Source organism: Yersinia fenwicki (genome assembly GCF_043099325.1).
GTDB lineage: Bacteria > Pseudomonadota > Gammaproteobacteria > Enterobacterales > Enterobacteriaceae > Yersinia.
This window is the reverse complement of sequence record NZ_CP170755.1, coordinates 3,730,858-3,753,629: the sequence shown is the minus strand read 5'-3', so window position 1 is coordinate 3,753,629 and position 22,772 is coordinate 3,730,858. Positions and strand designations below refer to the sequence as shown.

The window sequence follows — 22,772 nt, the reverse complement described above, 5'->3', positions numbered from 1 at the left end:
ACCCCGGTTATTGCCCAGAATAAGTCTGGCACCCTATCCCATAATCGACCGATTTAGAGACAAGTGCTCAGTTTTGCTGATTTTATATCGCTTGTCTATGGCTGACTTTATATGCTCGTCTCGCCATAATCTAATTTTTAAAATTAATTATGTAAATCAACCTGTTGATTATCAATTAGGCGTGCTTTACCCAGCCAGGCGGCCATGAGAATTACCGCCTGTTTGCTGTCAACCGTCAGTGGCTGCAAGGTTTGCGCATCGCGGATAAACAGTTCATCTGGGCTAAAGCCGGCATCACGCAATTGTTCTGCGGTGTCAGCCAATAAATCATCAATTTGCCGTTCGCCCAAGGCGAGTTTTTCAGCCAATGCCTGCATTATTTTATAAAGCTGTGGCGCGATTTTACGTTCCTCAGCACTCAGATAGCCATTGCGAGAGCTGAGTGCCAGGCCATCTTTGGCTCGCACAATGGGCACGCCGACAATATTGATGTCATAGCCCATATCCGCCATCATTTTGCGGATCAGTGCCAGCTGTTGGTAATCTTTTTCGCCAAAACAGGCTACATCCGGCTGAACCAGATTGAACAACTTGCTAACGATGGTCGATACGCCACGGAAATGTCCCGGGCGGCTAGCACCTTCTAAAATGGTCGATAGGGCTGGGACGTCAACATAAGTCTGAGCTTCCAAACCTGCCGGATAGACATCAGAGGCGGCGGGGGCAAACACTAAATCAACGCCGTGTCGGGTTAGCTTCTCGCAATCTTCTTGTAAAGTGCGTGGGTAGCGGGCCAAATCGTCTGGGCGTTCGAATTGCAGCGGATTGACAAAAATACTCACGACGACAACATCGGCGCGAGTTTTGGCATCTTCTACCAATGTCATATGCCCTTCGTGCAGGTTGCCCATAGTAGGGACCAGTGCGACTCGCTTACCCTCTTGACGCCAACGGCGGATTTGCTGGCGTAGCAATGGCAAGGTTTCAATAATCAGCATTCTTTTCTCCGTATACCCATGATCTTTCAAACTGCAGGTGTGTTAGCTGCCCTAGTTACTCGGCCCGTCCATGGGCCTCGCCTCTGCGAGGCCGCTGCAAGCAGCGTTCAAATCTGCTCCCGGCAGATTTGTCACCCGAATCACTGACTTGTGTCAGCTCATCGGGATGATCTCGCTTGCTGCCTTCCTGCATCTTGAAATCTATTGGGTATAAATGGGATGTAATAGCAGTGTATTATCAACATAAACTTATTGAAAAGTATGTTCTTCAGCGGGATAAGCACCGCTCTCAACTTCTTGAATATACAACTTAATGGCAGCACGAATATCGCCCGCACTTTGGGCCAGAAAGTTTTTGCTGAATTTCGGTGTATGGCCACCGGTAATACCCAGCGCATCATGCATGACCAGAATCTGCCCATCGGTAACATTCCCTGCGCCAATACCAATCACCGGGATAGCCAGTGCTTCCGTTACGCGCTGCGCCAGTTCCACCGGGACACATTCCAGTACCAATAATTGTGCGCCAGCATTTTCAAGCGCTTGAGCATCTTTCAATAGCTGGTTGGCCGCCACTTCTTCGCGGCCCTGTACTTTGTAACCACCGAAAATATTGACTGATTGTGGCGTTAACCCCAAATGCCCACATACTGGAACAGCACGTTCTGCCAGCATGCGAACGGTATCGCACAACCAACTGCCCCCTTCAAGTTTGACCATATTGGCCCCAGCACGCATCAACTCGGCAGCATTAGCAAATGTTTGCTCAGGTGTGGCGTAACTCATAAACGGCATATCTGCCAATAACAGGCAATGAGGCGCACCACGGCGTACTGCTCGGGTGTGATAAGCCACATCGGCAGTTGTGACCGGCAGGGTAGAGTCGAAGCCTTGTAATGTCATACCGAGCGAATCACCCACCAGCAGAACCTCAATTCCCTGTTCGGCAAATAGCTGAGCAAAGCTGGCATCATAGGCAGTCAGTGTGGCGAACTTACGCTTCTCGAGTTTCCATTGGCGCAAGTGGCTCATGGTAGTGGCTTTCATCACTCTTTCTCCTGAGACGGTAGGTTAAAATGGTGGGATATCAGATAGGGTATACAGCGTGTTGGATTGAGTCAGTTACCAAAGCACCAAGCCATTTTTATCCACGAGTTTAAGGCGATCTGACAGGGATTCGCCATCGGGGAAAATAAGGTCAGGGGCGATATCGGCCAGGGGGTAGAGCATGAACTCCCGCTCTTTCAGGCCATAATGCGGCACGATCAGACGATCGGTTTTTATCACCTGATGACCATACAGCATAATATCGAGATCCAGAGTTCGTGGCCCCCAACGCTGTTCTTTCCTCACTCGCCCTTGGTTGCGCTCAATGGCTTGGGTACTATCCAACAGTTGTTCTGGTGGAAGGGCGGTATCTAACGCCACGACCGCATTAAGGAAATCCGGCTGATCCTGTGGCCCTAACGGCTTAGTACGATAAAACGGCGAACAGGCCACCAACCGGGTGCGCGGCAGATGCTCCAGCGCTTCCAGTGCGGTTTTGACCTGTTGCAGTGGCATGGACTGATTACTGCCTAGCGCAATATAGACCCGGATCATAGTGCGTATTATGCCCCTTCTTTACGTGGTGCTGGCTTACGTGGGCGGCGAGGACGAGAGCGTCGCGGTGCCGGATCAGCCCCTAAAGTATTTAGCATATTTTTCTGTTGCAGCGGCGTTGCTTCCTGGAATTCTCCCCACCACTGCGCCAGGCGCTGTAGTTCATGGTTGTTTTCCACTTCTGCCCGCAATACGAGTAAATCGTAAGCCGCACGGAACTTTGGATGTTCCATCAGCTTGTGTGCACGTTTACCCTGACGGCGTGACAGCCGCAATTGCAGCAGCCAGATATCTCGCACCAATGAGGTAATACGCTTTGGAATGGCCAGCGAACGGCACTCTTCATCCAGCACATCATTCATTGCCAGTGCGAAAGCATCGTAATAGGCCAAGCCGCTTTCTTGCGTCAGCTTCTGCGCATGTTCGATTAGCGGATACCAAAGCATAGCGGCAAATAAGAATGCCGGATTGACGCGCTTATCATTATGCAAACGATGGTCGGTATTTTTCAGCACTTGAACCAAAATACGTTCCATCGCTGAATCATGATGTTCGGTAAAATTACGGGCAATCAGCGGGAATAACGGCTGGAAAAGCTGATATTCACACAGTTTTAAATAGGTTTTATAGCCGTAGCCCGATTGCAGCAGTTTGAGTGATTCTTCAAACAGACGAGCGGGTGGGATCTCATGCAGTAGCGAGGCCAGACGCGGGATTGGCTCTGCTGTTTCCGGGCTGATCGTCATATCTAGCTTGGCGGCAAAACGAACCGCTCGTAGCATCCGCACCGGATCTTCACGATAGCGAGTTTCAGGATCACCAATCAGCCGGATAATGCCCTCTTTCAGATCACGTAAACCGCCGGTGTAGTCGCGCAGTGCAAAATCAGAAATACCGTAATAGAGGCTATTAATGGTGAAATCACGGCGTTGGGCATCATCTTCAATCGTGCCAAATATGTTGTCACGCAGCAGCATGCCATTTTGTGCCTGCTGAGAAGAATTTTTGTCACTGTCTTCTGTTTGTTGCTGTTCGTGGTGACCACGGAAAGTCGCGACTTCAATAATTTCCGGGCCGAACATCACATGGGCCAGACGGAAACGGCGACCCACCAGACGGCAGTTACGGAATAATTTTCGTACTTGTTCTGGAGTGGCGCTGGTGGTGATATCAAAATCTTTCGGTTTTTTGCCCAGCAACAGGTCACGGACACCGCCGCCGACCAAATAGGCTTCATAACCTGACTTATTCAGGCGATAGAGAACCTTCAGCGCATTATCGCTGATATCTCTACGAGAAATATTGTGCTGATCGCGCGGTATAATCGTCATCGCACTGTGTTGTGAAGAAAGCTGTTGTGAAGCTGGCACCGCATGATTCTTGCGGCCAGTATTCGTTCTGGCAGGCCTTTTCTCTTTGCGGGCCACGTTATCTTCACCGGGCACTTTATCTTTACGGGCACTGCTATCACGGGCCGTGTCTTCACGGGCAGCTTTGTTATCGCGAGTTGATTTATCATCGCGAATCAGTACCTTACGGCAGAAATTGGCTACTCGGGTAAAAATGGTACACCTCGATAGTGGCTAATAAATTACAGAACAACAGAAAAACAGCGGCTAATCATAGCTCACCGTGGTTCCTTTGAGAATGCCGTTGTGTTTTCAGTGGTGGTTATCGCCCCTTGAAGTGGGATAGCTGCCAATGTCCAATTTTCGACTGCAAAACGTAATAATAACGGCAAATCAAGATCTTGCCAGCATTCCGGTAGGGGTTGATGCAAGAACTTTAGCGCTTCCACCAAAATCGGGCGCGGATCGCCATTTGGCAGCGGAGGCGCATGATTTTGCTTGGAGAGCTTATTACCATCATGGTTCAACGCCAGTGGCAAGTGCAAATAGCTGGGTACCGGCTGTTGTAACTGCTGATAGAGAGCTATCTGCCGCACGGTTGGCTCGATTAAATCGGCTCCGCGTACAATCTCGGTCACACCTTGAAAGGCATCATCAACCACTACTGCCAGATTATAGGCAAACAAGCCATCTCGACGACGAATAATAAAATCTTCTTCGGCCATCGCAGACACTGCATGTAGCTCGCCGAGTAATTTATCACAAAAGGTATAAACCGGATGAGTTTGGCGTAGACGAATGGCCGCATCCACGTCGGGTAAATGGCGATCGCGACAATGGCCGTCGTATAAGCCGCCGATCTGCTGAATTCGGCTGCGGGTACAGGTGCAGTTATAACTCAGCCCTTGTTGCTTTAGCCAGTCTAAGGTAGCGCGATAGGCTTCGTGGCGCTGGGATTGGTAGATAACCGGGCCATCCCAATGCAGGCCGTAGTGGTCAAGAGAGGCTAAAATACGGGCCGCAGCACCAGGGATTTCACGGGGGGGATCAATATCCTCAATGCGAACCAGCCAGCATCCACCTTCAGCGCGAGCTTGCAGATAACTGCCCAATGCTGCAATCAGCGAACCGAAATGCAAATCACCGGAGGGAGACGGCGCAAAACGCCCTACATAGCCTGACTGTCGAGTATTGATATTTTCGGACATAAAAGGGAAAGGGAGACCCAGCGTGATAAATGCGGTGCCGGAGGTGGCTCTGGCACCGTGTCACATCCTTCGTACTCGAAGCTGTAGGATGTTAGCTACCTATAGCTCCAACTTCGTTGGATATATATATTTTTGCTGTGTTAGCCTGCCATCTGCTTTTCGCGGATTTCGGCCAGAGTTTTACAGTCAATGCATAAATCTGCAGTTGGCCGTGCTTCCAGACGGCGAATGCCGATTTCTACGCCACAAGACTCGCAGAAACCGAAATCGTCATCCTCGACTTTTTTAAGCGTCTTCTCGATCTTTTTGATCAGTTTACGCTCGCGGTCGCGGTTACGAAGCTCAAGACTAAACTCTTCTTCCTGCGCGGCACGGTCAACCGGGTCAGGGAAATTAGCAGCTTCGTCTTGCATGTGCGATACAGTACGATCCACTTCATCCCTGAGCTGGTTGCGCCATGCTTCAAGAATAAGCTTGAAATGCGCCAATTGGGCGGCATTCATATACTCTTCGCCTGGCTTCTCTTGGTATGGTTCTACCCCAGCGATGGCGAGAATGCTCAAGGACGAGGTTTTACGTTTTTGCCCTTCTTGCATGATGCTTCTCCTACATTCATACGCACTATCGAAATCCCCAAGACGGGGAAAAATCAGGCCGCTATAAATAACAGAAGGAAGGTAGGTTGGCAATTATTCCTGTCGCCTGCTTGACAATGGTGTGAAGGAAGGCGTATTTGGCGAGCAACTTTACTCCATAATCGCTGCTTTACTCGGCGTTATGGATTGGGTGTTTCGTCCAGCAATAACGGTAGGCGAGCATCCAGCGCAATACCGTCAGGCGATAGTTGAAAACCGTAGCAAATAACCTCCACTCCTGCTTGCTGAGCCTGGGCCAGCAATTCTGCATAGCGATTGTCAATGTGTCGGGCCGCAGCAACTTGCCTGATGCCCGTATGCAATACGGCAAAAAAAAGTACCGCCCGGTGACCGTTGGCAACCATGCTTTGTAACTCCCTGAGATGCTTTTGACCCCGCAGGGTGACGGCATCCGGAAAATACCCACACTGTTGCTGTAATAAGGTAACCGACTTGACTTCAATATAGCAGTCAGACCTATTTTCTGCTTGCAATAACAAGTCTATACGGCTGTTCTCATCTCCATATTTAATCTCCCTTTTGACAGAAGTGTAACCAGATAATTCAATTATCTGATTATTATCTATCGCAACACTAGCTAACTCATTGGCACGTAATGTATTTACGCATATCCAGTCACCGGTTTGGGTTTGAGTCAGCTCCCAACTATGGGGATACTTTCGTTTTGGATTATCCGAAGTTGAATACCAAACTGTATCCCCTGGTGTCGCACAACCGGTCATTGCCCCAGTATTAGCGCAATGAATGGTCAGCACTTCTCCAGCGGGCGTCACAATATCAGCTAAAAAGCGTTTATACCGCTTAATAAGTGTGGCTGGCTGTAACCTTGGGTTAAAAGATAACAATTTTGTATCAAGCGGCATTCAGTTTCCTTTTACTCTCTGTCAGTCAGCGCCCAACTGTGCACCATGTTATAGCGGGTACGGCCACGCGCATATACCGACTCATATAACGAAAAATGGTTCACCCGAAAGTTTTCATTGGTGGTTCTGGCCGGTATGGCGACTGGGCGAATAGCGCCACGGAATAAGGAGACATGAGGATGAAATGGCAGCGGTGTTTGGTGACAGCCACTGCGCGCCGCTTGGGAACGCAATAATTGAGCCAGCTGTAACAACCCGCGCGGGGGATGCTTACACCCGAGCCATATCACTCCGGAGCCGGGCCAATGGCCGATATCATCCAGTGTCACATTAAAACCTGATTGGCTTATGCGACCGGCTTGTTGCTGTAAGACCTGTGCTTTGGCATGACTGACCTCGCCGAGAAACGCCAGCGTCAGGTGGAGGTTTGCCGCAGCAATAGGGCGGCCAGTTTCTGGCGGAAAGTTATCTGCTCGCCATTGCACAATGCTGTGTTGCAGAGCATCAGGCAGTGTCAGGGCAAAGAACAGACGACGAAAACTTGTTTTATTAACGATAGTTTTATCAACAGCATTAATCATTAGGTTGGCATAATCACTCGGCTAAATACGCTATACGGCCATGATGTTACAATGGCTGACGATGAAAGTAGAGAGTATGGGGAAGAATGTGGTGAGTCAGAGAGAAAATAGTGCGCAGATAGGGGCTTTACCGGTAGGTGAAGTGCTCAGTGAGATATTGTCTGCGTTGCAAATCTCACCACAAGTTTTGCTCCATGCCCCCACTGGGGCCGGTAAATCGACGTGGCTGCCGCTGCAGATTCTAAAATATAGCGGATTGCCAGGCCGGATTATTATGTTGGAACCCCGACGGCTGGCGGCGAAAAATGTCGCTTACCGTTTGGCTCAGCAATTAGGTGAACAGCCGGGCCAGACTGTAGGCTATAGGATGCGAGCTGAAAGCAAAAGTGGGCCGGACACACGCCTCGAGGTGGTAACCGAAGGTATTTTGACCCGCATGCTCCAGCAAGACGCCGAGTTGACCGGCGTGTCTTTGGTTATCCTCGATGAGTTTCATGAGCGCAGTTTGCAGGCTGATTTGGCACTGGCGCTATTGCTTGATGTGCAGCAAGGGCTGCGTGATGATCTCAAACTGCTGATTATGTCCGCAACGCTGGATAATCAACGCCTTTCTACACTGCTGCCATCAGCCCCAACGATTGTTTCAGCGGGGCGCAGCTTTCCTGTCGAGCGCAGCTATCAGCCTTTGTCTAGCCATGAACGGCTGGAGGATGGGGTTGCCAATCGCGTTAAACGATTATTGAATGAGCAATCTGGCTCTTTGCTGCTATTTTTACCCGGTGTTGGCGAAATTCATCGTGTTATGGAACGGTTGCAAGGCGACATCGCCACAGACACCGATCTTTGCCCACTGTATGGTGCTTTATCACTCACTGAGCAGCAGAAAGCCATTCAACCGGCTCCTGTTGGGCGGCGAAAAGTGGTGCTGGCGACCAATATTGCTGAAACCAGCCTGACGATTGAAGGTATTCGGCTGGTCGTCGATAGTGGATTGGAACGGGTTGCGCGCTTTGATGTCAAAAACGGCCTGACCCGATTAGTGACTCAGCGTATTAGTCAGGCCTCAATGGTGCAGCGTGCTGGGCGAGCCGGGCGACTGGAACCGGGGATCTGCTGGCATTTGTTTGCTAAAGAACAGAGCGAGCGGGCGGCGGAATATAGCGAACCAGAAATTCTTAACAGTGATTTATGCAGCTTGTGGCTGGAATTGTTGAATTGGGGATGCCAGGATGCGGCACAGCTCAGTTGGCTGGATCAGCCCCCACAAGCGGCACTGGCTGTTGCTCGAGATTTACTGCGCCGTTTGGGGGCTATCGACTCGCAGGGGCAGCTTACCGGTACCGGGCGCAGTATGGCGAACGTGGGGTGTGAACCACGACTGGCTGCCATGTTGTGTTTTGCCGCCGGGCAAAGTCCGGATACCTTGGCCACGGCGGCACTGTTAGCCGCGATTCTGGAAGAACCGCCCCGTTCCGGACAAATTGATTTACATGACTGGCTTAGCCGCCCACAGCCGCATTGGCAGCGGCGGGCAAAGCAACTGGTACAAAGAATTAATGCGCGGGCAGGCGCTGTAGACAGTGCTCTGGCTGGTCAGTTATTGGCGCTGGCTTATCCGGATCGCATCGCGCAACAACGTGGGCAAGATGGACGCTATCTGTTGGCTAACGGTATGGGCGCTGCTATGGCGCAAGACGAGGCGTTATCACGTGCGCCTTGGTTATTGGTTGCCAGCTTATTACAAAGCAACAGCGGGCCGGATGCGCGCATTTTATTGGCGCTGCCAATTCAGGTTGAACAACTGGCGAAACAATTACCCCATTTGATTGAAGAGCAAACTGCGGTCGAATGGGATGAAGAGAAGGGGACATTACGCACCTGGCGACGCTGGCAAATTGGGCGATTAACCTTACGAGCACAACGCCTGGCAAAGCCGAGTGATGAAGCATTGCAATCCGCATTGTTAAACTGGATTCGTGAGCAAGGGTTGCAGATCCTGAATTGGGATGAAAATGCCGAACAGTTGTGCACCCGTATACAATGCGCCAGCCGCTGGCTACCGGAAGATCAATGGCCCGCGGTAGATGATGATAATTTACTGGGCAAACTTGAACTGTGGCTACAGCCGTCGTTGTCCGGGGTGCGAGATTTACGCGGGCTGCGGCAGGTGAATATCGCGGAAGCACTGACTCGTTTGTTGAGCTGGCAGTTACGTCAACGGCTGGATACTGAGCTGCCAACTCATTACACTGTGCCGACGGGTAGCCGTCTGCCAATTCGTTATTATGCCGATCGGCCACCGATACTGGCAGTGCGTTTACAGGAAGTTTTTGGTGAGCAGCGCAGCCCGCTGCTTGCCAATGGGCGGGTAGCCGTAGTGCTTGAGTTACTTTCACCCGCGCGTCGTCCATTACAGATTACCGGCGATTTGGCCGCTTTCTGGCAGGGAGCATATCGCGAGGTACAAAAAGAGATGAAAGGGCGCTATCCCAAACATGTCTGGCCGGATGATCCCGCGAATACCCGGCCAACACGCAGAACCAAGAAGTATCAGGATAACTAAGAACACTCGGCCAGAAGCCAATAATTTCAGATGTTTCCCCTTTCTATTCGATGTGTTGGGGAATATATGATACCCAAAGTAATCCGAGTTGCAGGAAGGCGGCAAGCGAAAGAGTCCCGATGAGTTGACGCTAGTCAATGATTCGGGTGATTGAACGCAGCTAACGCGCATGCAGCTTGAAGTATGACGGGTATAAGCCGCAATAATCGCCAATGCGCGTGGAGAGAAAGACATGTCTGGGGATGACCGCGAGCCGATAGGGCGCAAGGGCAAGAAAGCCCTACCCAAAGCCACACCGAAACGGCCATTGCGCCGGCGGCGTGATGAAGATGAATACGAAGAAGAAGACTATTTAGATGACGAAGACCAAGACGATGATGACTATGATGATGACGAGGAAGAACCGATGCCAAGAAAGGTAGCATCACGTCCACCCCGCAAAAAACGCCGTTGGCTTGGATTATTTATCAAATTGTTCCTGGTTGGTGCCGTGGTATTGGCAATCTATGGGGTTTACCTGGATTCGCAAATCCGCAGTCGAATTGATGGCAAGGTTTGGCAATTACCGGCTGCCGTCTATGGTCGCATGGTGAGCCTTGAACCGGGGATGTCCTACAGCAAAAAAGAGATGATCGATTTGCTGGAAGGGATGCAATACCGTCAGGTCACTCGAATGACTCGCCCGGGCGAGTTTACCGTGCAGGGTGACAGTATTGATATCTTACGCCGCCCGTTTGATTTCCCAGACGCGAAAGAGGGTCAAATTCGTGCGCGTTTGGTGTTTAAAAATGATCAATTGGCCCAAATCCAAAATCTGGATAACCAGCGCGATTTCGGCTTCCTGCGCCTTGATCCTAAATTGATCACCATGCTGCAATCGCCAAATGGTGAGCAGCGCTTGTTTGTACCACGAGCCGGCTTCCCTGATTTACTGGTCGATACCTTGCTGGCAACAGAAGATCGCCATTTCTATGAGCATGATGGCATTAGTCCGTATTCCATTGGCCGTGCGGTGGTTGCCAATCTGACCGCCGGTAAGGCTGTTCAGGGTGGGAGTACGTTAACGCAGCAGTTGGTCAAAAACCTGTTCCTGACCAATGAACGCTCACTGTGGCGTAAGCTCAACGAAGCCTATATGGCATTGCTGGTGGATTACCGTTACAGCAAAGACCGAATTCTGGAACTGTATCTGAACGAAGTCTATCTTGGTCAAAGTGGCAGTGATCAGATTCGCGGTTTCCCCTTGGCTAGCCTGTATTACTTTGGTCGGCCGGTGAATGAACTGAGTCTCGATCAGCAAGCCATGCTGGTGGGAATGGTAAAAGGAGCATCGCTGTATAACCCGTGGCGGAATCCGACTCTGGCCCTTGAACGCCGTAATCTGGTGCTGCGTTTGTTACAGAACCAGGGGGTGATTGATGCCGAGCTATACACCATGCTGAGTGCTCGCCCATTAGGTGTGCAGCCGAAAGGGGGAGTAATCACCCCTCAACCGGCCTTTATGCAGATGGTGCGTCAGGAGTTACAACAGAAACTGGGCGACAAAATCAACGATTTGTCCGGTGTAAAAATCTTCACCACGCTAGATCCTGTTTCACAGGATGCAGCAGAAAAAGCCATCGAAGATGGGATTCCGGCATTGAAAGCGGCCCGTCATTTGGATGATTTGGAAGCGGCGATGGTGATTGTTGACCGCTTCAGTGGTGAAGTTCGTGCCATGGTGGGCGGCGCACAGCCGCAATTTGCTGGCTTTAACCGCGCGATGCAAGCCCGCCGTTTGGTGGGTTCACTCGCTAAGCCACCAACCTATCTGACGGCGTTAAGTGAACCGGATAAATACCGCCTCAATACCTGGCTGTCGGACCAACCGCTGTCGATCAAATTACCCAACGGTTCATCATGGCAACCGAAAAACTATGATCGCCAGTTCCGTGGTCAGGTGATGTTGGTCGATGCCTTAGCTAACTCGCTAAACGTGCCGACAGTTAATCTGGGGATGTCAGTCGGGTTGGATCAGATAAGTGCCATGCTGCAACGTTTAGGCATTCCAAAAGACGTTATTCACCCTGTTCCGGCGATGTTACTGGGGGCGATTGACCTGACACCGGTTGAAGTCGCGCAGGAATATCAAACTATCGCCAGTGGCGGGAATCGCGCGCCGTTATCTGCCGTGCGCTCGGTTATCGCCGAAGATGGTACTGTGTTGTATCAGAGTTTCCCACAGGCGGAACGCATGGTTCCGGCACAAGCCGCTTATCTGACTCTGTACGCCATGCAACAAGGGGTAGCCCGTGGGACATCTCGTTCATTGTCAGTGAAATTTTCTAAATACAATTTGGCAGCCAAAACCGGTACCACCAACGACCTGCGAGATAGCTGGTTTGCGGGTATTGATGGCAAAGAAGTGGCGATTGCTTGGGTGGGGCGTGATAATAATGGCCCAGCCAAATTGACCGGTGCTAATGGTGCTCTGACCTTGTATCGCCGCTATCTTGAGAATCAAACTCCATTACCGCTGGTATTGCAGCCACCGGAAGGGATTAGCCAGATGAATATTGATTCGGCGGGGAATTTTGTCTGCGGTGATGGGGGCGGTATGCGCTCAATCCCAGTCTGGACAGAGAATCCACAAGGCTTGTGCCAGGCTGCCCAGCCTGCGGCAGAAGCCAAACCTGATGGCGAGGGTGTCGCGGGTTGGATCAAAGATATGTTCGGCCAATAAAGCCCAAACAATTGGCACGGTTACTGTTATCGTGCCAATTGTTCATTTCTCTTCACTTTCACTCTTCGCACCTATCTTCGGTATTTCATCCGGGTCAATCGGCTGGCATTGCGCTTGCAGTCCATCGTCGGTTACGCATAAACTACGCGCTTTGATAATTATTATCGTTTCGATTCACCTTCTCGTTATTTATCGATAACTTTTTCATAATTGTAGGGCACCATCTTGGACCAACAGGCAAGCCAATCCAGCGTATTTTCACTTCAAGAGCTGAGCTTTTCGGTTCCTGGCCGAACCTTATTGCAACCTTTGTCACTCACATTTCCACAAGGGAAAGTTTGCGGGCTGATTGGTCATAATGGTTCAGGTAAATCGACGCTTTTAAAAATGCTGGGTCGCCATCAACCGCCTTCTAGTGGCAAGGTGTTGCTCAATGATGTGCCATTATCCCTGTGGGATAACAAAGCCTTTGCCCGTGAAGTCGCTTATTTGCCGCAGCAATTACCGGCAGCTGAAGGGATGACAGTGCGTGAGCTGGTCGCGATAGGTCGTTATCCGTGGCATGGTGCGCTGGGGCGTTTTCGTCAGGAAGACCGAGAGCAGGTGGAAGAAGCGATTGCGCTGGTGGATTTAAAACCTCTGGCGAATCGGTTAGTCGACAGCTTATCCGGCGGCGAACGTCAGCGCGCTTGGTTGGCGATGATGGTGGCACAAAATAGCCGATGTCTACTGCTTGATGAACCGACCTCAGCACTCGATATCGCACATCAGGTTGAGGTGTTGGGGCTGATTCAACGGCTTAGTCGTGAGCGCGGCCTGACAGTTATTGCGGTATTACACGATATTAATATGGCGGCCCGCTATTGCGACTATTTAGTAGCATTACGTGGTGGCGAAATGATCGCGCAAGGCTCTGCTAACAGCCTGATGCAAGGTTCTATTCTGGAAAAAATTTACGGTATTCCTATGGGAATATTGCCCCATCCGGCCGGTGGTGCGCCGGTAAGTTTCGTGTATTAATGAAAATGCATTTATCCATGAAACACGCCCATCTGACGCCGCCAGACCTTACCCGTCGTAGATTACTCACTGCGCTGGCCTTATCGCCATTATTGTATTCATTACCCGGATGGGCAGTAAATTCTCCTAAGATTGATAGCCGCAGGGTGGTTGCTCTGGAATGGTTGCCTGTTGAGTTACTGCTGGCTTTGGGAGTGACGCCGTATGGTGTGGCAGATACCCATAATTACCGTTTATGGGTTGAGGAACCTGAATTATCTGCCAGTGTCATTGATGTAGGCCAGCGCACAGAACCTAATTTGGAATTGCTACAACAAATGGCGCCGTCGCTGATTCTGATGTCTGAAGGTTTCGGCTCTTCACCGGAAAAACTCGCTCCGATCGCCCCTTCGATGAGCTTTGCTTTTAGCCAGCAGGGCAGTACCCCTCTTGCTGTCGGTAAAAGTTCCTTGTTTGCACTAGGCCAGCGTCTTGGATTGGAGGCCGCTGCCGAACAACACCTCAATGATTTTAATCAATTTATGCAAGCTGCTCGCCAACGCTTCTCCGCTAGCCGTAACACATCATTACTGATGTTTTCTCTATTGGACACTCGCCATGCCTTGGTCATCGGCCAAGGCAGTTTATTCCAGGATGTATTAAACGAGTTGAATATTAAGAATGCCTGGCAGGGCGAGACTAATATCTGGGGCAGTGCTGTGGTGGGAATCGAACGTTTAGCAACAGTAAAACCAGGCCGTGCAATGTGCTTTGTTCATGGCAATAGTGAAATACTACAACAGGTTACCCGCACACCATTATGGCAATCCATGTCATTCGTGCGTCAAAATCAATTACAAATACTGCCTGCGGTGTGGTTCTATGGCGCGACATTATCAGCCATGCGATTTGTGCGGTTATTAGAATCGGCATGGGGCAAATCTTCATGATGGCCAAGACTCTGCCTAAAAGCTGGTTTCTACCAGCCAGCTTACTGATCTTACTGCTGATTTTTGCCGTGGCGTTAACGTTATACAATTTTAGTCAGGTATTACCAGCCCCGCTTTGGGGGGCCGCGCTATGGCAGCCTGACAGCGATGACGTACGCCAAATGTTATTCCATTACAGCCAACTTCCTCGGCTCACGGTGGCATTATTAACCGGTGCTGGATTGGGGCTGGTGGGGGTTTTGTTCCAACAAGTCTTACGTAACCCGCTGGCTGAACCAGCCACATTGGGTGTGGCTGCGGGCGCCCAGCTTGGCCTGACTATCGCGACGTTATGGATGCTACCCGGTGGTGAGCTAACCCGCCAACTGGCAGCGATGGCCGGTGGTATCCTTATTGGTGTGTTAGTGTTCGGTGTGGCTTGGGGTAAACGGATGTCACCCATCACACTGATATTGGCGGGATTGGTACTCGGTCTTTACTGTAGCGCGGTCAGTAATCTGCTGGCGCTATTTAATTATGATCAACTTCAAGGCTTGTTCCTGTGGAGTAGCGGTGCTCTGAATCAACAAGATTGGAGTACGGTACAGTTTTTACTGCCTCGCTTGCTGATAACCGGTGTATTGGCTGCTTTATTGATTCGCCCATTAACCTTGCTCGGTCTGGATGATGGTGTCGCTCGTAATTTAGGGTTAGGTTTGTCTGTAGCACGGCTGTGTGCGTTGGGATTGGCAATCCTGTTTAGTGCAATGTTGGTCAACGCTGTCGGTGTGATTGGTTTTATTGGCCTGTTCGCACCTTTATTGGCCAAAATTCTCGGTGCTCGCCGTTTATCGCAACGCCTGATGTTGGCACCTATCTTGGGGGCTTTATTGTTGTGGGTAACGGATCAAGGGCTAATCTGGTTAGCTCAGGTTTGGCAAGAAATTCCCACAGGGGCGGCGACTGCGCTGATTGGCGCACCACTACTATTATGGCTGTTGCCCCGCTTACATAGCGCGACGGCCCCCAGCATGGATTTTGGCGATTATGTTCCCGCTGAACGGCAACATTTGGGGGGATGGATCAGCGGTGGTTTACTCATCCTGCTGGCTGGATTAACCGTGGCCCTGATGTTTGGTCGTGATAGCTACGGTTGGAATTGGATTAGCGGTGATGACATTCAGGCATTATTACACTGGCGCTGGCCACGAGTATTAGCGGCATTGGCCGCCGGTATGATGCTGGCGGTCGCGGGAACATTAATTCAAAAACTGACAGGTAATCCGATGGCCAGCCCCGAAGTGCTGGGGATTAGCTCTGGCGCATCTTTTGGTGTGGTGATCATGATGTTTATCGTGCCAGGTAATGCACTGGCATGGTTGCTACCCGCAGGTAGTTTAGGCGCGGCCGCGACCTTATTGTTGATTCTGATCGTTGCTGGTCGGGGTGGTTTCTCTCCCGGGAGAATGCTATTGGCTGGGATTGCACTGAGCACCGCTTTTACCACGGTAATAACCATGTTACTGGCCAGTGGCGATCCACGCATGCGCGGCTTGCTGGCATGGATTTCAGGTTCTACCTATGCTGTTGATGGCTCGCAAGCACTCAGTACCGGTATTATTGCTCTGGTGCTGATCGCATTAGCACCGCTATGCCGCCGTTGGTTGATGATTTTGCCATTAGGGAGTGTGACGGCAAGAGCATTAGGCGTAGCGCTGGCACCTAGCCGGTTAGCTATTTTGCTATTGGCTGCCATTATGACAGCGGCAGCTACACTGACGGTTGGGCCATTAAGTTTTGTCGGCCTGATGGCGCCTCATATGGCTCGTATGTTGGGCTTTCGCCGAGCCATTCCACAGCTATTTATTGCGGCAATCTTAGGTGGTTTATTAATGGTATTTGCTGATTGGTGCGGCCGGATATTGTTATTCCCGAATCAGATTCCTGCGGGTTTATTGGCGACATTTATTGGCGCACCGTACTTTGTTTACTTATTGCGTAAACAGGGTCGGTAACCTGACTTTATTAATACCATCTCCCAGCATAGGGAGATGGCTAATTTATTGATATTAAAGCTTAGCGAAGCACCGACGAGCGGCATCTACCGTTTTCTTGATATCTTCTTTGCTGTGCGCCACTGACATAAAGCCAGCTTCAAAGGCTGAAGGAGCCAAATAAACACCTTCTTCCAACATTAAATGGAAGAAGCGTTTGAAGCGCTCGACGTCGCAATTCATCACATCCTGATAGCAAGTCACGGTTGGGGCATCAGTAAAGAATAATCCGAACATACCGCCAACGTGGTTAACCACCAATGGGATATTCTCTTCTTTAGCTGCTGTTAGCAGACCTTCGGCCAGTGAATCAGTTAATTCAGTCAGTGTTTTATGAATTCCCACCTGCGCAACTTCAGTCAGACAGGCAAAACCGGCAGCCATGGCAATAGGGTTACCAGACAGGGTTCCTGCTTGATAGACCGGGCCTGTTGGTGCCAAAGCATCCATCACATCGCGACGGCCACCAAACGCACCGACCGGCATACCACCACCGATGATTTTACCCAGACAAGTCAAATCAGGAACAACATCGTAATATTCTTGTGCCCCCGCTAATGCCACGCGAAAACCGGTCATCACTTCATCGATAATCAACAGCGCGCCGAACTCGTCACACAATGTGCGCAGACCCGGTAGGAACTCAGGCAATGGTGGTACGCAGTTCATGTTACCGGCGACTGGCTCGACGATAATACAGGCGATATCGCGGGGATATTGCTCAAAGGCTTCCCGCACAGAAGCTAAATCGTTATAAGTACAAGTCAGGGTATGCTTGGCAAAATCAGCAGGTACACCGGGTGAGTTAGGCTGACCCAGTGTCAGGGCGCCCGAACCGGCTTTAACCAACAGACAGTCAGCATGGCCATGATAGCAACCTTCAAATTTGATGATTTTATCCCGGCCAGTGAAGCCTCTAGCCAGACGAATGGCACTCATCGTTGCTTCAGTTCCGGAGTTGACCATCCGCACCATATCCATGGTTGGGACTAAATTGGTGACCAACTCGGCCATTTTGACTTCCATCTCTGTCGGCGCACCAAAGCTCAGACCGCGCTCCACGGCTTCAATCACGGCCTGACGAATTGCCGGGTGATTGTGCCCCAAGACCATTGGTCCCCAAGAGCCAACATAATCAATATAGGCTTTACCATCTACATCAAACAGATAAGCGCCGTCGGCACGTTCGATGAATAATGGGACTCCACCGACACCAGTGAATGCACGCACCGGAGAGTTAACCCCGCCTGGGATAAACTGTTTAGCCTGTGCATACAGACTTTCGGATTTACTCATAAACTGGCTCCTGAATTTGGCGACACTAACCTTGGATTAGCCTTGGTTAGAACAATTCTGCTTATTCTAAAGGACTGGCAGCGGTTATCAAATGATTGGACATATTTTACGTATGGCTTGCGCGATGTGCCGCAAACTCAAGAAAAAAGCTTTTTCTGAGCAAGATCATTTCATTGGCGTTTAAACAGGCGGACTAGTAGCGTGTAGGCTAGACTCATACGGCGGATTTGTATTACTTATTATTTAACTGACAAGCATACAAACTATGACTGATTCAACCCAAAATATACCTACTGAAAGTATTTCTGAAGTTAAGCGCGGTCGCTTTATCCACGCATTGGTTAATCGTGACACAACACCTTTGGTCATTCTTATCATGGCTGCTGTCGTTGGCGCAGTTACTGGTTTATTGGGTGTGGCGTTCGATCGCGGTGTTGATTGGATCCAGCAAGAAAGATTGGCAACCTTGGCTAAAGTTGCTAATAGTGCGATTTTAGTTTGGCCGCTGGCTTTTATTATATCGGCGTTATTGGCTATGGTGGGCTACTTTCTGGTGCGCCGTTTTGCTCCTGAGGCGGGAGGATCGGGAATACCTGAAATAGAGGGGGCAATGGAAGAGATGCGGCCCGTTCGCTGGTGGCGAGTCATCCCGGTCAAGTTCATTGGTGGGCTTGGTACGCTAGGTGCTGGCATGGTATTAGGCCGAGAGGGGCCAATGGTACAAATGGGGGGCAACAGTGGGCGAATGATTGTCGATATCTTCCGTCTACGCAGCGCTGAAGCGCGTCACTCATTATTAGCGACCGGTGCGGCTGCGGGGCTATCCGCTGCTTTTAATGCTCCGCTAGCTGGGATTTTATTTGTTATCGAAGAGATGCGCTCGCAGTTCCGCTATAGCTTGGTTTCAATTAAAGCTGTCTTTGTTGGGGTTATTACTTCAACTATCGTTTACCGCTATTTTAATGGTGAGCGTGCAATTATTGATGTAGGTAAACTCAGTGATGTTCCTCTAAATACCCTATGGCTCTATTTGTTGCTAGGCATTATTTTCGGCGCAGTAGGAGTGATATTCAATGCGCTAATATTTCGCACACAAGATCTGTTTATGCGTTTTCACGGCGGCGACTGGCGTAAGTTGGTACTGATAGGTGGTCTGCTGGGCGGAATGTGTGGCTTACTTGCATTGATTCATGGCGAGGCCGTGGGCGGCGGGTTTGCATTAATCCCTATTGCAGTCGCTGGCAATTTTAGCATTGGTATGTTGCTCTTTATCTTTATTGCCAGAGTGATTACCACTTTACTGTGTTTTGGTTCTGGCGCACCCGGTGGAATATTTGCCCCGATGCTGGCTCTGGGAACCATTCTGGGCACCGCTTTTGGTCTATCCTGCGCACACTTTTTCCCACAGTACAGCATTGATGCCGGTACTTTTGCTATTGCTGGTATGGGCGCGTTGTTTGCTGCCTCAGTACGTGCGCCATTGACTGGGATCGTGCTGGTGCTGGAAATGACCGATAATTATCAGCTCATTTTACCTATGATTGTGACTTGTCTGGGGGCGACTTTAATAGCGCAGTTTATGGGGGGGCAGCCCTTGTATTCAGCTATTTTGGCCCGCACATTACAAAGACAAGAGCAGGCAGCAAAGGCAGCAGAACGACAGGCAGCGATTGAAAGTAGCACTCAAACAGGTAGATAATATATAACATTAAGCCACAATACTTGAATGAATTACTCGGGTATTAGATAATCAATACACAGATCAGGCTGCCATTGTAGTGACCTGCACCTCGAACACCGGTTGGGAGTGATGAGTATGAGCGATGAAACAGTACTGCCCCTGCAGTTTACCGAGGCAGCGGCAAAAAAAGTGAAACTGCTGATTTCTGATGAGGAAAATCCAAATCTGAAGCTGCGGGTTTATATTACCGGTGGTGGATGCAGCGGGTTCCAGTATGGCTTTACTTTCGATGATCAGATCAACGATGGCGATATGACAATTGAGAAGCAAGGTGTCGAGCTGGTCGTTGATCCCATGAGCCTACAATATCTGGTTGGTGGTGCAGTGGATTACACGGAAGGTCTGGAAGGCTCCCGCTTTATCGTGACTAACCCGAATGCGAAGAGTACCTGTGGATGCGGTTCTTCTTTCAGCATCTAATTTACCCTTAACAGCAATGAGTTAGGGTATAAGATCACTGCTTGATTTTCGATAAAAAAACCGCAGCTTTAATAACTGCGGTTTTTTTTATATCTGAATATTACCATTCTACAGTAATCAATTGCGCCATCTGGTTGGCACCGGTTTTACTAACATGCAGGCCATTTGATGCAATAAAAGAATGGCTGATTTTAGGCTCTGTAACCAATCCATTTCCTCTATGACACTGTATTTCTGGATAATTCTTTTTGGGATCATTAACTATATGTACGTTTTGATTTGGTGATTGTACCTGACAAGATGGCACTATAGTCAGATGTAAATCTATTGTGCCGCTTAGCCCCTGGGCTAGTGACGGACTGGCAAGAAAGACCAGCCAAAACATCAACAAAAAAGATTTCATGATTTATAACAACATTTTTAACTGCCACTACCGGAGGCGGTAGCGATAGTTCTGGATATCGGCTAATTATTTAAAAACTTGAAGATTTAACTCACACTAAAAATGTATTTCATCTTTATTTACAGAACTTTAGGCTCTATAAGAGCCTAAAGGATATATATTGTATAAAATACAACCTACACCTGACAATCAAAAACTGAAAATGACGACTACTGCTCTATTTCAAATGTGGGTAGTTTTAAGCGCCAACGGATAGCGGCAAGCCGGATACCAAGGGTTATCACCATGCCCAGCATCATTGCTTGTTGTAATGGCATACCAAAAGTATAAAAAGCAGTAGCATGCACAATGCCACCAATGATGCAGGCAGTGGCGTAGATTTCGGTTCTCAGGATCATAGGGATCTCGCGGGCTAACACATCACGAATAATCCCGCCCCCAACGCCGGTTATTACCCCCATACAGATAGCAACTAGCGGGCTGGCACCAGCAGCAAAGGCTTTATTGACCCCAATACCCACGAATACCGCCAGACCAATAGCATCCAGTACGGGAAGGATCCATTTTGGGGTTCGTCGTGGTTGTCGCACCAGCAAAATAGTTGCCAGACAAGTTACCATCGCAACAACTAGATCTGTGGGATCTTTCACCCAAAATACAGGGCCATTGGCTAAGGCCATATCACGAATTGTGCCACCACCAACGGCAGTCACAACACCTAATACCAGTACACCAAACGGGTCCATACGTAACTTCCCCGCCAGCAATACACCAGAGATTGCAAATACCGCAGTACCTAAAATATCTAGCCAATAAACCAGCATTAATGTGACTCCGCCACAGAGGATGGAAGGCTGGCCATTTGTTGGCACAGCTGTTTAGCGGCCAGCAGAATACGTGGGCCAGCGCGATTAAACCAGTCCTCATTGAGAGTTATTATTGGTACTGCAAGTTGGGGGCGCCAGAAAGCGCTAATATTATTTGCTTGAGACTTATCACCGCTGACTACAATCACCTGTGGTTGGCGGATCATCACTTGTTCACGGCTAACCTGCGGCCAGGGAATGCGGCTACCAGCAAAAATATTTTCACCACCACAAAGGGAAATAACCTCACTCTGCAATGTATGCCCGGAACTGGTAAACAGTGGCTGGGTACCAAATTGCAGGAACGTGCGTAATGGTTGGCTGCGCGCATTGCGGCTACGTAACTTGCGAACTTCCTGGCGTAGCTGTTGCGCAGATTGATGTGCTTGCTCTGGGTATGGACTGTATTGGGCCAATTTATCCAGATCATCCGCTATCTGATCAATATTAACGGGATCAGAATAGAATATTGGAATACCAAAAGAGGCCAATTGATCTAGTGGACGTTGCGGATTCCCTCCACGCCAGGCGAGGATTAAATCAGGCTTTAATGCCAGAATACGTTCGACATTTACCCCCTGCCACGAAGCAACATGTTCTAGTTTTTTAGCGGTTTCTGGGTAGTCAGAGTAAGCACTTACAGCAACCAGTTTATCCCCAAGACCTGCGGCATAGGCCATTTCTGTAGTGCTGGGTGATAAACTGATAATCCGCTCTGCCGCTAGCGCGGGTGAGTTAAACAGGCCGAGCAACAATAACATCACTGCTTGGGGCAGGATTATTATTGCTCGTAGCATGGAGATAATATTAAATCGCACCATTAACCGCATTTAGCCAATCTGGTTAACATCGTTTCTATCATCAGCGTCGACTGTTTAGCAGCGACAACCAGGAATTCATCAAAACTTAAATGAGATTCTTGGTCGGCAACATCAGAAATAGCTCGCACGACAACAAAAGGTGTCTTGAATAGGTAACAAACATGACCGATAGCCGCCGCTTCCATTTCAACTGCTGCAACACTCGGGAAGGTTGCGCGAATGCGAGCCAAAGGAGCTGCACCATTGATAAAGGCATCGCCGCTGCAAATCAGGCCGCGTACTGCATTTAAATCCAATTGTTTGATGCAACTTTCAGCTAATTCAATCAACTTTGGATCAGCAATAAAGGCGGCGGGGCAACCGGCCATTTGGCCAGGCTCGTAACCAAAAGCTGTCACATCAGCATCGTGATAGCGAACTTCTGTAGAAACCACGATATCACCGACTTTCAGGCTAGAGGCCAGGCCCCCAGCAGAACCGGTATTGATAACAATGTCGGGTTGGCAATGTTCTAACAAGAGAGTGGTGCCCATTGCGGCAGACACTTTACCGATACCGGATTTCAGTAAGGCGACATCAACGCTATTGAGTTGGCCGGTGTAAATCTCACAACCCGCGCGAGACAAGGTTTGGCGATTTTCAATTTTGTCACGTAGCAATGTGACTTCTTCTTCCATTGCGCCAATAATTCCTACTTTCAT

At 49.7% G+C, this 22,772-nt stretch carries 20 protein-coding genes; 7 read left to right on the top strand and 13 right to left on the bottom strand.

All coding sequences use genetic code 11. The features are described from left to right. Nucleotides 1-143 precede the first annotated feature (143 nt). The 8 genes from panC to thpR all read right to left on the bottom strand — a co-directional run bounded on the left by panC (nucleotide 144) and on the right by thpR (nucleotide 7,257). Nucleotides 144-998, bottom strand: coding sequence for a pantoate--beta-alanine ligase (gene panC / locus ACF3VQ_RS17120; protein ID WP_392432267.1), 855 nt, complete (start codon nucleotides 996-998; stop codon nucleotides 144-146). A gap of 249 nt (nucleotides 999-1,247) precedes the next feature. Next, nucleotides 1,248-2,045, bottom strand: coding sequence for a 3-methyl-2-oxobutanoate hydroxymethyltransferase (panB, locus tag ACF3VQ_RS17115; protein WP_005167163.1), 798 nt, complete (start codon nucleotides 2,043-2,045; stop codon nucleotides 1,248-1,250). A 75-nt stretch (nucleotides 2,046-2,120) separates the two neighbouring features. Next, on the bottom strand, nucleotides 2,121-2,600 hold the full coding sequence (folK, locus tag ACF3VQ_RS17110; RefSeq protein WP_392432266.1) for a 2-amino-4-hydroxy-6-hydroxymethyldihydropteridine diphosphokinase: 480 nt from the start codon (nucleotides 2,598-2,600) through the stop codon (nucleotides 2,121-2,123). 8 nt (nucleotides 2,601-2,608) lie between these two features. Further along, nucleotides 2,609-3,931: a polynucleotide adenylyltransferase PcnB gene (gene pcnB, locus ACF3VQ_RS17105; protein WP_011815589.1), complete on the bottom strand. Its 1,323-nt coding sequence runs from the start codon at nucleotides 3,929-3,931 to the stop codon at nucleotides 2,609-2,611. A 296-nt stretch (nucleotides 3,932-4,227) separates the two neighbouring features. Further along, the gene (gluQRS, locus tag ACF3VQ_RS17100; protein WP_392432265.1) at nucleotides 4,228-5,157 is read right to left on the bottom strand and encodes a tRNA glutamyl-Q(34) synthetase GluQRS; all 930 of its coding nucleotides are present in this window, start codon (nucleotides 5,155-5,157) and stop codon (nucleotides 4,228-4,230) included. A 140-nt stretch (nucleotides 5,158-5,297) separates the two neighbouring features. Then, entirely contained in the window at nucleotides 5,298-5,753 is a 456-nt protein-coding gene (dksA, locus tag ACF3VQ_RS17095; RefSeq protein ID WP_005156764.1) for an RNA polymerase-binding protein DksA, read from the bottom strand. Between the two features lie 179 nt (nucleotides 5,754-5,932). Then, nucleotides 5,933-6,676, bottom strand: coding sequence for a DNA/RNA nuclease SfsA (gene sfsA, locus ACF3VQ_RS17090; protein WP_392432264.1), 744 nt, complete (start codon nucleotides 6,674-6,676; stop codon nucleotides 5,933-5,935). A gap of 11 nt (nucleotides 6,677-6,687) precedes the next feature. Then, a complete protein-coding gene (thpR, locus tag ACF3VQ_RS17085) occupies nucleotides 6,688-7,257 on the bottom strand; it encodes an RNA 2',3'-cyclic phosphodiesterase (protein WP_392432263.1) in 570 nt (189 codons plus the stop codon). A 43-nt stretch (nucleotides 7,258-7,300) separates the two neighbouring features. Between thpR and hrpB the strand changes: the two genes are divergently transcribed. The 5 genes from hrpB to fhuB all read left to right on the top strand — a co-directional run bounded on the left by hrpB (nucleotide 7,301) and on the right by fhuB (nucleotide 16,485). Beyond that, entirely contained in the window at nucleotides 7,301-9,820 is a 2,520-nt protein-coding gene (gene hrpB / locus ACF3VQ_RS17080; protein ID WP_392435665.1) for an ATP-dependent helicase HrpB, read from the top strand. Between the two features lie 232 nt (nucleotides 9,821-10,052). Beyond that, nucleotides 10,053-12,542, top strand: a complete 2,490-nt coding sequence (gene mrcB, locus ACF3VQ_RS17075) for a bifunctional glycosyl transferase/transpeptidase (RefSeq protein WP_392432262.1) — start codon at nucleotides 10,053-10,055, stop codon at nucleotides 12,540-12,542. Between the two features lie 225 nt (nucleotides 12,543-12,767). Further along, nucleotides 12,768-13,562, top strand: a complete 795-nt coding sequence (fhuC, locus tag ACF3VQ_RS17070) for a Fe3+-hydroxamate ABC transporter ATP-binding protein FhuC (RefSeq protein WP_392432261.1) — start codon at nucleotides 12,768-12,770, stop codon at nucleotides 13,560-13,562. A 17-nt stretch (nucleotides 13,563-13,579) separates the two neighbouring features. Further along, entirely contained in the window at nucleotides 13,580-14,491 is a 912-nt protein-coding gene (gene fhuD, locus ACF3VQ_RS17065) for a Fe(3+)-hydroxamate ABC transporter substrate-binding protein FhuD (RefSeq protein ID WP_392432260.1), read from the top strand. Next, a complete protein-coding gene (gene fhuB / locus ACF3VQ_RS17060) occupies nucleotides 14,488-16,485 on the top strand; it encodes a Fe(3+)-hydroxamate ABC transporter permease FhuB (RefSeq protein ID WP_392432259.1) in 1,998 nt (665 codons plus the stop codon). Before fhuD ends, fhuB begins: the two co-directional genes overlap by 4 nt. A gap of 54 nt (nucleotides 16,486-16,539) precedes the next feature. On the opposite strand, the gene hemL is transcribed toward fhuB, so the two are convergent. Then, nucleotides 16,540-17,820, bottom strand: coding sequence for a glutamate-1-semialdehyde 2,1-aminomutase (gene hemL / locus ACF3VQ_RS17055; protein WP_392432258.1), 1,281 nt, complete (start codon nucleotides 17,818-17,820; stop codon nucleotides 16,540-16,542). 265 nt (nucleotides 17,821-18,085) lie between these two features. Between hemL and clcA the strand changes: the two genes are divergently transcribed. Together clcA and erpA are read left to right on the top strand one after the other, a co-directional pair. Further along, nucleotides 18,086-19,519 (top strand): H(+)/Cl(-) exchange transporter ClcA, encoded by a 1,434-nt coding sequence (gene clcA / locus ACF3VQ_RS17050; protein ID WP_392432257.1) that lies wholly within the window; start codon nucleotides 18,086-18,088, stop codon nucleotides 19,517-19,519. A gap of 117 nt (nucleotides 19,520-19,636) precedes the next feature. Next, nucleotides 19,637-19,981: an iron-sulfur cluster insertion protein ErpA gene (gene erpA / locus ACF3VQ_RS17045; RefSeq protein WP_004706254.1), complete on the top strand. Its 345-nt coding sequence runs from the start codon at nucleotides 19,637-19,639 to the stop codon at nucleotides 19,979-19,981. 100 nt (nucleotides 19,982-20,081) lie between these two features. Here erpA and ACF3VQ_RS17040 read toward each other — a convergent pair whose 3' ends face one another. The 4 genes from ACF3VQ_RS17040 to mtnN all read right to left on the bottom strand — a co-directional run bounded on the left by ACF3VQ_RS17040 (nucleotide 20,082) and on the right by mtnN (nucleotide 22,772). Then, nucleotides 20,082-20,384, bottom strand: a complete 303-nt coding sequence (locus ACF3VQ_RS17040; protein WP_392432256.1) for a hypothetical protein — start codon at nucleotides 20,382-20,384, stop codon at nucleotides 20,082-20,084. A gap of 209 nt (nucleotides 20,385-20,593) precedes the next feature. Beyond that, complete coding sequence (locus ACF3VQ_RS17035; protein ID WP_005164092.1) at nucleotides 20,594-21,208, bottom strand: TRIC cation channel family protein; 615 nt, start codon at nucleotides 21,206-21,208, stop codon at nucleotides 20,594-20,596. Continuing rightward, nucleotides 21,208-22,071 carry a vitamin B12 ABC transporter substrate-binding protein BtuF gene (gene btuF, locus ACF3VQ_RS17030; protein WP_392432255.1) on the bottom strand — a complete coding sequence of 288 codons (864 nt, stop codon included), beginning with the start codon at nucleotides 22,069-22,071 and terminating at the stop codon, nucleotides 21,208-21,210. Before btuF ends, ACF3VQ_RS17035 begins: the two co-directional genes overlap by 1 nt. Further along, on the bottom strand, nucleotides 22,071-22,772 hold the full coding sequence (gene mtnN, locus ACF3VQ_RS17025; RefSeq protein WP_392432254.1) for a 5'-methylthioadenosine/S-adenosylhomocysteine nucleosidase: 702 nt from the start codon (nucleotides 22,770-22,772) through the stop codon (nucleotides 22,071-22,073). Before mtnN ends, btuF begins: the two co-directional genes overlap by 1 nt.